The sequence below is a fragment of the Paraburkholderia monticola genome, from assembly GCF_001580545.1.
GTDB classification, from domain to species: Bacteria; Pseudomonadota; Gammaproteobacteria; order Burkholderiales; family Burkholderiaceae; genus Paraburkholderia; species Paraburkholderia monticola.
The window spans coordinates 1-8,527 of record NZ_LRBG01000015.1; the positions used below are offsets into that span (position 1 = coordinate 1).

General features: G+C 66.0%; 5 protein-coding genes. 4 read left to right on the plus strand and 1 reads right to left on the minus strand.

Annotated elements, in window-relative coordinates:
* Positions 1–383: 383 nt before the first annotated feature.
* From cobW to CI15_RS16545, 4 genes are read left to right on the plus strand one after another with little or no spacing between them, the layout of a single operon-like run.
* Positions 384–1,484, plus strand: coding sequence for a cobalamin biosynthesis protein CobW (cobW, locus tag CI15_RS16530; protein ID WP_277621038.1), 1,101 nt, complete (start codon positions 384–386; stop codon positions 1,482–1,484).
* 13 nt (positions 1,485–1,497) lie between these two features.
* Entirely contained in the window at positions 1,498–5,316 is a 3,819-nt protein-coding gene (gene cobN / locus CI15_RS16535; RefSeq protein WP_062129418.1) for a cobaltochelatase subunit CobN, read from the plus strand.
* Positions 5,313–6,413, plus strand: a complete 1,101-nt coding sequence (locus CI15_RS16540) for a magnesium chelatase ATPase subunit I (RefSeq protein WP_062129419.1) — start codon at positions 5,313–5,315, stop codon at positions 6,411–6,413. Before cobN ends, CI15_RS16540 begins: the two co-directional genes overlap by 4 nt.
* Positions 6,414–6,469: 56 nt before the next feature.
* Positions 6,470–7,084, plus strand: coding sequence for a vWA domain-containing protein (locus tag CI15_RS16545; RefSeq protein WP_174543235.1), 615 nt, complete (start codon positions 6,470–6,472; stop codon positions 7,082–7,084).
* Positions 7,085–7,149: 65 nt separating this feature from the next.
* Here the strand turns inward: CI15_RS16545 and CI15_RS16550 are convergent, their stop codons facing one another.
* Positions 7,150–8,094, minus strand: a complete 945-nt coding sequence (locus tag CI15_RS16550) for a flagellar brake protein (RefSeq protein ID WP_062129420.1) — start codon at positions 8,092–8,094, stop codon at positions 7,150–7,152.
* Between the last annotated feature and the right edge of the window lie 433 nt (positions 8,095–8,527).

Here is an 8,527-nt window from a genome sequence, read left to right on the forward strand (position 1 = left end):
GTCCCCGCAACGGTAAGCGAAATGCGGTTCCGGCTTGATGGCCGGGCGCCGCGGTGCCGGCTTCGATGTCCTCGCGCAAGGCCGCGTCGACATATCACCACTGGACGAGAAACCACTCGCCCGGGAAGGGGAAGCGGCGCTTTCGCCAGCCCGGATACCGGCCCGAAGAAGCAGAACGAACGCCGCGGGGATGCGGCGGCACGTTCATGACCTCAGTTCCGCTTTCAGTGTTTCCGTTGTCGCGGCCATGCCGTCGTTCGTCCCCGTGTTCTGTGCCTGGTGGCAGCGGTGCGCTTGCTTGAATCGTTCCATTCGCCAGCCCAGGCCGACAGACGCGCGAATCGTCCGGCACGCCGATGCAACGCCTACGGATGGACCTCACGATGCAAACTCAATTGCGCAAGATTCCCGTCACGATCGTCACGGGCTTTCTCGGCAGCGGCAAAACCACGCTGCTGCGGCACATTCTTCAGCATGCGGGCGGCAAACGCATTGCGGTGATCGTCAACGAGTTCGGCGAACTCGGCATCGATGGGGAAATCCTCAAAGGCTGCGGCATCGGCTGCGATGAAAACGGCGTCGAGACCGAAGGGCAATTGTATGAACTCGCGAACGGCTGTCTGTGCTGCACCGTCCAGGAAGAGTTTTTCCCGGTGATGGAAAAACTCGCTGAACGACGCGACGAACTCGATCACGTGCTGATCGAGACCTCGGGGCTCGCATTGCCGAAGCCGCTCGTGCAGGCGTTCAACTGGCCGCAGATCCGCAACGGCTTCACGGTCGACGCGGTGGTGACGGTGGTGGACGGCCCGGCCGCCGCGAGCGGCCAGTTCGCGGACAACCCGGTCGCCGTCGATGCGCAGCGCAAGGCCGATCCGAATCTCGATCACGACTCGCCGCTGCACGAGTTGTTCGAAGACCAGTTGTCCTCGGCCGATCTGGTGATCCTCAACAAGACCGATCTGATCGACGACGCTCAGCAGCGTGAAGTGGAAGCGGCGATCCGCGAAGAAATTCCGCCGCAGGTGAAGATCGTGCGCGCGCATCAGGGCCAGCTCGATCTGCATACGCTGCTGGGTCTTGAAGCGGCGTCGGAAGAGACGATCCATCTGCGTCACGATCACCACGGTTCCGCCGACGACCCGGATCACCACCACGACGAATTCGATTCGGTGGTCGTGCAGGCCGTGGTGCCGTCGCGCGACGCGGCGCTCGCCGCATTGCAGACGCTCGTCGAAAACCACACCATTTACCGTGTCAAAGGCTTCGCCGTGTTGCCGGGCGCGGCGATGCGCCTCGTGATCCAGGGCGTGGGGCGGCGCTTCGATAGCTACTTCGATCGGCGCTGGCAGGCCGGCGAGAACGGCGAAGGCGCCGCAGGCGCGTCGAGCCGCTTCGTGCTGATCGGCGAGGACCTCGATCAGCACGCATTGCAACAGGCGTTCGACGCGGCGCTGGGCGCGACGTCGGCCGCGACGGCATAACGGGCGCACCAGCATGCATCTGCTGCGCACGACGCCCGGCGGCTTCGTCGACGATACGCAGGGCGTGATCCGCATCGATCAGCAGCCCGCCGATATCGTCGTGCTCAGTTCCGCCGACACCACGCTGTCGCTGCTCGCGAGCGTCGTGCCGCGCCTCGGCGACGGCTTTCCGAGCGTGCGGCTCGCGAACGTCACCTATCTGCGTCAGCCGGCCTCGGTCGATTTCTATATCGACGACGTGTTGCAGCATGCGCGCGTCGTCGTGGTCGATCATCTGGGCGGCGAAGCGTATTGGCCATACGGCATCGAGCAGGTCGTCGCGCTCGCGCAGCGCAGGCGGCAAACGCTCGCGATGTTTTCCGGCGATCTGCAGGAAGACCCGAACCTGCTCGCGCGCAGCACCGCGAGCCCCGAGTTGTGCCAGCAACTTTGGCGCTATCTGCGCGAAGGCGGACCGCAGAACGCCGAGTCGTTCCTGCGCTGCATCGCCTATCGCGCGTTCGACTGGGGACGCGAACCCGAGCCGCCGCGCGCGTTGCCGGCCGCGTCGCTGTATCACCCCGAGCGCGATACGCCTACCATCGCCGACTGGCAGGCGCGCTGGCGGCAGGACGCGCCGGTCGTCGCGATCCTGTTCTACAAGGCGCATCTGCAGGCCGCCAATACCGCGGTGTTCGATGCGCTGATCGACGCGCTCGAAACGCAAGGGCTCAATGCGCTGCCGCTCGCGATCACGTCGTTGAAGGATGCGATGAGCCGCGATGTCGTGCAGTCGCTGTGCGCGCAACATGGCGTCGCGCTCGTGCTGAATACGACCGCGTTCGCGGCGTCCGCGATCGACGACCCCGAGCCGCTCGCGCTCGCCGGCGACGCGCCGGTGTTCCAGGTGATCCTGAGCGGCGGCAATCGCGAAGACTGGTTGAAGGACAACCACGGCCTCAATTCGCGCGACATTGCGATGCATATCGCGCTGCCCGAAGTGGACGGGCGCATCATCACGCGCGCGATCAGTTTCAAGGGGCTCGCGTATCGCTGTGCGCATACCCAGGTCGACGTGGTCCGCTATCAGCCCGATCTCGAACGGGTGCGTTTTCTTGCCGAGCTGAGCCGTCGCTGGTGCCGCCTGCGTTCGCTCGATAACGCCGACAAGAAAGTCGCGCTGATCCTCGCGAACTATCCCATGAGCGAAGGACGCATCGGCAATGGCGTGGGGCTCGATACGCCGGCGTCGGTGGTCGGCATTCTGTCGATGCTGCGCGATGAGGGCTATCGTGTCGGCGCATTGCCCGACAACGGCGACGCGCTGTTGCACAAGCTCACCGAAGGCGTGACGAACGATCCGGTCGTGCGCGATCTGCGTCCGGCCCTGCAAAGCCTCGCACTCGACGACTACCTCGCACATTTCAACGCATTGCCGACGAGCGTGCGCGACGCGTTGAACGCGCGCTGGGGCAAGCCCGAACAGGACCCGACGCTGCGTCGGGGCCGCTTCATGATCGCCGGCTGGCGCTGCGGCCAGGTGTTCGTCGGCATTCAGCCGTCGCGTTCGCGCGAGCAAGGCGATTACGCGAGCTATCACGACGCCGAGCTCGTGCCGCCGCATGCGTATCTCGCGTTCTATTTCTGGCTGCGCCATCAGTTCGGCATCGACGCGGTCGTGCATGTCGGCAAGCACGGCAACCTGGAATGGCTGCCGGGAAAAAGCGTCGCGTTGAGCGATGCGTGCTGGCCCGATCTGATTCTCGGGCCGACGCCGCATCTGTATCCGTTCATCGTCAACGATCCGGGCGAGGGCAGTCAGGCGAAGCGGCGCGCGCAGGCGGTCATCGTCGATCATCTGATGCCGCCGCTTACCCGCGCCGAAAGCTATGGGCCGCTGCAGGACCTCGAACGCCAGGTCGACGAATACTACGAAGCATTGATGGTCGATCCGCGCCGCGCGAAGCTGCTGCGTCGCACGATTCTGGCGACGATCGTCGAGCATCGGCTGCACGAAGAGCTGAGCCTCGCGGTGCCGACCGGTCAGGACGATGAAGACGCGCTGCTCACGCGCGTCGATGCGTGGCTGTGCGAGCTGAAGGAAGCGCAGATCCGCGACGGCTTGCATACGTTCGGGCAGTCGCCGCGCGGCGTGCAGCGGCGCGATACGTTGCTCGCGCTCGGACGCTTTCCGATCGGCGATGGACAGGGCGGCAAGGCGGGGCTCATCGACGCGCTGGCGCGCGATCTGCGCATCGATCATCTGTTCGATCCGTTGAGCGTCGATTGGGCGGCCGCGTGGGACGGCCCGCGTCCCGACGTATTGCAGCGGGTCAGCGATGCGCCGTGGCGGCACTACGGCGATACGCGCGAGCGGTTGGAACTGCTCGCGGGCGAGTTGTTGCGCCCCGTGTGCGGTGACGATTGCGATGATGCGGATCGTCCGCAAGCCGTGCCGGTCGCCGACGGAAGTCTGCCGCAAGCGGCACAGGTGATCGCACGCCTGCGCGACGACGTGCTGCCGCGCCTCGACGCCTGCGGCCCGCAGGAAATGAGGCAACTGAAGCGCGGCCTCGCAGGACGCTTCGTGCCACCGGGCCCGAGCGGCTCGCCGTCGCGCGGACGACCCGACGTGCTGCCCACCGGCCGCAACTTCTATTCGGTCGACACGCGCGCGGTGCCGACGCAGGCCGCGTGGGCGCTCGGCCTGAAATCCGCGCAGCAGCTGATCGAGCGGCATCTGCAGGAGCACGGCGATTATCCGCGCGCGATCGGCCTGTCGGTGTGGGGCACCGCGACGATGCGCACCGGTGGCGACGATATCGCCCAGGCGCTCGCGTTGCTCGGCGTGCGGCCGAAGTGGGCACCGGGCAGCCATCGCGTGACGGACTTCGAGATCATGCCGATCGAAGCGTTCGATCGGCCGCGTATCGACGTCACGTTGCGCGTATCCGGTTTCTTCCGCGATGCGTTCGCGAACGTGATGCATCTGTTCGATGCGGCCGTGCAAGCGGTTGCCGAACTCGACGAGCCGGCCGAACTGAACCCGATTCGCGCGCGCGTGCAGCGCGAACGCGACGTGTTGATCGAGCGCGGCATGGACCCGCTCGAAGCGCGCAAGCGCGCCGGCTGGCGGGTGTTCGGCGCGCGGCCCGGCGCCTATGGCGCGGGGCTGCAGGAGATGATCGACTCGCGCCAATGGCAGACCGACGCCGATCTCGCGAACGCGTATCAGGCGTGGGGCGGTTACGCATACGCACAGAAGAGCGCGGGCGAGGAAGCGCAGCACGCGTTTGGCGCGCGCCTCGCCGCGCTGGACGTCGTCTTGCAGAACCAGGACAACCGCGAGCACGACGTGCTCGATTCGAACGACTACTACCAGTTCCAGGGCGGCATGGTCGCGGCGGTGCGGCATCTGGCCGGTCAGCAGCCGAGCGTCTATCACGCTGACCACAGCAATCCGGCCGCGCCGCGCGTGCGGACGTTGCAGGAGGAGATCGCGCGCGTGATCCGCTCGCGCGTGGTCAATCCGAAATGGCTCGATGGCGTGAAGCGCCACGGCTACAAGGGCGCGGCCGAGATCGCCGCGACCGTCGACTATCTCTATGGTTACGATGCCACCGCGCGTGTGATCGCGGATCATCAATACGCGCTCGTCGCCGATGCGTATCTGAACGACGCCGATACCCGCGCGTTCATGCAACGGCACAATCCGCATGCGTTGCACTCGATCTGCGAGCGTTTGCTCGAAGCGATGCAGCGCGGCCTGTGGCAGCAACCGGGCGACTATCGCGCGCAGGTGGAAGCGCATCTGCTCACGAGCGAACAGCAGATCGAAGGAAGGCAAACATGAATGGCGCGACGCGAGAAACGGACGGCTTGAATGGCGCCGGGTTGGCGACGGGAGCGGGCGTTCGGCCGGTTTTTCCGTTCGCCGCGCTGATCGGTCAGACCCCGTTGCAGCAGGCGCTGTTGCTGGCGGTGATCGATCCCGGCCTCGGCGGCGTACTGATCAGCGGGCCACGCGGGACGGCGAAGACGACCGCCGCGCGCGCGCTTGCCGAGTTGCTGCCGGAAGGGCAATTCGTGAATCTGCCGCTTGGCGCGAGCGAGGATCGTCTGATCGGCACGCTCGATATCGAAACCGTGCTGCGCGACGGCTCGGTGCGCTTCTCCCCGGGTTTGCTCGCGAAGGCGCATCGCGGCGTGCTGTATGTCGACGAAGTCAATCTGCTGCCCGATGCGCTCGTCGATGCGTTGCTCGATGCGGCGGCGAGCGGCGTGAATACGGTCGAACGCGATGGCGTGTCGCATAGTCATGACGCGAGCTTCGTGCTGATCGGCACGATGAATCCCGAGGAGGGCGAGTTGCGGCCGCAATTGATCGATCGCTTCGGTCTGATGGTCGAGCTGCAGAACGCGTTCGAGCCCCAGGTGCGGCAGGCGATCGTCAAGGCGCGGCTCGGGTTCGATCACGATCCCGCTGGTTTTCGTGCCGCGTATGCGCAGCAGCAGGCTTCGTACGTGCAGCGAATCCACGCGGCGCGCGCGGCGCTGCCGCTGCTGGGGTTCGACGACGCCGTCCACGCGCAGGTGAGCGCGCTATGTATCGACGCGGCCGTCGACGGCCTGCGCGCCGACCTCGTGATGCTGCGCGCGGCCCGCGCGCTGGCCGCATTCGAACAGGCGGACGCCGTGACGGTGCGGCACGTGGAGCGCGTTGCCGACGCGGTGCTGTTGCATCGGCGACGTCAGCATGATTCGCCAGATGCGGATCGGCGCCGGCAGGAAGGCGAGCCGAGGCCCCCGGGTGCCGCAGACAGTGCGTCGAACGATCCGGTTGCCACGACGACCACTTCCACCGACACCGATTGGGGTTACCTGCCGCCCGAGCCGACCGCGACTGTGCCTGTCAAAGGCGTCATTCCGCTCGACGCAAAAAAACGCTGAGCCATCGGAAAGGCGCCGCCGCTGACTCGCGCAGCGGTTTTCGATGGCGGGAAGGCGTGGCGGCGGGTTCGCGCGACACGTCGGGTGGCGAACCGGGCAGGCGCATTGCGTGGCTACCGACGCTCGCGGCGATGCGCGAGGGCACGCTGCGTCGGGAGCATTTGCGCTTCGCGCGCGAAATGCCGCGCGGCGGGGTGCTGCATTGCTTCGTGCTCGATTGTTCCGGGTCCATGCTGGCGGGCCAACGTCTCGCGCTCGCGAAGGGGTTGCTGGTCAACCTGTTCGACCGGGCGAGCGCGATGCGCGCCCAGGCCGCGCTGATCTGCTTCGGCGGTGCGGGCGCGGACCTGCGCTTCGGTCCCGCCGTGCCGCGCTGGTGGAACGAGCGATGGCTCGCGCCGGTGGGCGCAGGCGGCGGCTCGCCGCTCGCGTCGGGTGTGCATAGCGCCGCCCGGTTGCTCGAGCGCAGCGCGCGGCGGCGGCCGGCGCAGCAGCGCTGGTTATGGATTCTGACCGACGGCCGCACGCGCGACGAACCGGCGCGTCCGGCCGATGCCGATGAAGTTGTATTCGTCGATTTCGAGCGCGGTGCGATACGGCTCGGCCGTTGTGAGCTGTTAGCCGATGCGTGGGGCGCGCGCCGGTTGACCCCGGAGGAGTTGATCGGCTGAAAGATGCGCGCACGGCGAGGTCGGGCGGCCGCGTGCGCACGCGCGGTGCTTTTCAGCCGTGCCGCTCATTTCAAGCCGTTGGACCAGTGCTGGATATCTTCCTGGCGATCGAACACGAAGACTTTCATCGCCATCTGTTGAGCGGCATCGAGCTGATCCAGTTCGAGCCCATGCATGGTTGGCTCGCCGGGTGTCTTGCCTTTCTGAAGGTTGCGGATCACCGCCGTGGTCTCGATCGCCGTATCGTGTTCGGCGGATTTCAGCCGGAACGCGATGCGCAGCCGCTCGCCTACCTCGCCGAGCGTCCACGACGCGCTCAACGACATGCCGAGTGCGCTGATGCCTTTGGCGAGTCCAAGACCCTCATAGTGGTCGCCGGTTTCGCCGATGCCGATTCGCACCGGCAGGTGCGCATGGACGCGGATCGACTTGCGCTCGCGCAGTCGGCGGATCCCGCCCGGCTTCGACAGCACCACATAGTCGAACGGCAGGCGGCAGACTGTCTCGACCGTGCAGACGAAACGAAACACCGCCTGACTCGCGATCGCGACGAGTTCGACGTTTTCGCCGGGCGCGAGCGGTAGCGCTCGACCTTGCTGCATCGGCGGCGTGACGAACAGCGCGTGATTCGGCGCGAAACCGATGATGCGGCACGGATGCATCGGCGCGCCGCTGCCGAGCTGCGAACGCATGCCGATCAACGCGCCGATTTCGAGGTGCATGTCCTTGAGCGTCAGCTCATCGGTGTGATCGGGCGAAGCCGCGGGCGCCGGCGGCTGTTGCGCGCCGGGTTCGAGCAGGTCGCCGCGGTGCGGGTGGAAGTGTTGGAACAGGAAGGCGCGTTCGTCGGTGGTCGCGAGGGTCGTCGCGCTCGCAAAGAGCAGCGTGCCATCGGCATCGACGATCGGCCATGGAAGCGGCGTGCCTACCGGCACCGCATCAAGCTCGAGCGCCGACGATGCGGCGGCGGGCGGGGTTTCCTCGACGTGTGCGTCGACGGGGGTATCCATGGTCGGCAGCAAATTCAAGTGGCGGGATAATCTGGTTAACGGCGGGGAAGGGGTGAAACTTTAGCTTGGGGGCGGCGGTGGGTTGGGTCGGTCGGTCGGTTAGTGCGGTGCTCTCTCTGGGTTGCTTTTTCGGTTTTTTGGTCCCGGCCATTTAAAACGGATGACTAACTATTTCTTCTGGTTTCCGATTCGGTCTGGGTCGACTTCTTGAGAAGTGGGCGGCAACGTGGTGGAGAGGACAGTCTCTGCTCCGAAAATAATTTGCGAAAAGGGTATTGACGGAACGCAGACCGCTCTCCATAATCTCGCCTCTCTGCTGCTGATGCAGCGACGCAAACGAAGCAGTGCCGGGTAGTCAGGTACTGCGCAGTGCGCGGATCGATCTTTAAAAACTAACAGCCGATAAGTGTGGGCGCTTGATGCGGAATGCAGC

What these genes read in the sequence shown, in the direction of transcription:
- cobW (WP_277621038.1), top strand. Translation starts at nt 384, where the DNA reads ATGCAAACTCAATTGCGCAAGATTCCCGTCACGATCGTCACGGGCTTT.
- cobN (WP_062129418.1), top strand. Translation starts at nt 1,498, where the DNA reads ATGCATCTGCTGCGCACGACGCCCGGCGGCTTCGTCGACGATACGCAG.
- CI15_RS16540 (WP_062129419.1), top strand. Translation starts at nt 5,313, where the DNA reads ATGAATGGCGCGACGCGAGAAACGGACGGCTTGAATGGCGCCGGGTTG.
- CI15_RS16550 (WP_062129420.1), bottom strand. Translation starts at nt 8,094, where the DNA reads ATGGATACCCCCGTCGACGCACACGTCGAGGAAACCCCGCCCGCCGCC.